We start from the raw sequence: 659 nt of genomic DNA, 5'->3' as shown, positions 1-659 counted from the left end.
TGGCTTCGATGAAGAGCGCGCGGTCGGTTTCGTCGACGAGGGAGGCGGTGATGTGCACGGGGGTGTGCAGTGGGACCGGGCGTCGATACTCCACGGTGAGGGTTCGGGTGACTGCGGGTGTCTCGGCGATCCACAGGGTGAAACCCATGATGTCATCGCATGCCGCTGAGATGGCTCCGCCGTGGGCGAGTCCCGGGGCTCCTGAGTGGCGCTCGTCGAATTGCAGGTCGGCGTAGACGTGGTCGCCGTGCAGGTGTACCTCGAGGTGCAGGCCATTGGGGTTGTCTTCGCCGCATCCCATGCACCATGGTGCGTGTGCTGGTAGTGGTTTGTCGCCCCTCATAAGTGACCTTTCTGAGCCTTCAATCGGTACCGCCACTGGCAGTTTCGCTCTGTTACCGACGGTATTGTTGTGCAGTCAGGGGTTCGTGATTTTGGCTATATAGGGAGTGGCCAGGTGGAAACCATCGATTCCGACGATGTTGACCCGAGGCGGGTTCGGTCGCGTCAGCGTTTGTTGGATGCTGCGGTGACCTTGCTGAACAGTGGCGGGGTCGAAGCCGTTACCGTGGAGGCGGTCACTCGACTGTCTCGTGTTGCTCGCACCACCTTGTATCGTCACTTCGAGAGCTCCACAGATCTGGTGGCGGCTGCCTTCG

2 protein-coding genes are annotated in these 659 nt (G+C 61.0%); one reads left to right on the top strand and one right to left on the bottom strand.

Features of this window, described 5'->3' with window-relative positions:
- Positions 1-343, bottom strand: a 343-nt coding sequence (locus NWF34_RS25345; RefSeq protein WP_258326411.1) for a PaaI family thioesterase, incomplete at its 3' end; no start/stop codon positions are given.
- 114 nt (positions 344-457) lie between these two features.
- Here NWF34_RS25345 and NWF34_RS25340 point away from each other — a divergent pair.
- The coding region (locus tag NWF34_RS25340; protein WP_258326409.1) for a TetR/AcrR family transcriptional regulator at positions 458-659 on the top strand (202 nt) is incomplete at its 3' end.

The organism is Gordonia sp. GONU (assembly GCF_024733855.1).
Taxonomy (GTDB): domain Bacteria; phylum Actinomycetota; class Actinomycetes; order Mycobacteriales; family Mycobacteriaceae; genus Gordonia; species Gordonia amicalis.
The sequence above is the reverse complement of the archived record's forward strand: the minus strand, read 5'-3'. Positions and strand labels throughout refer to the sequence as shown.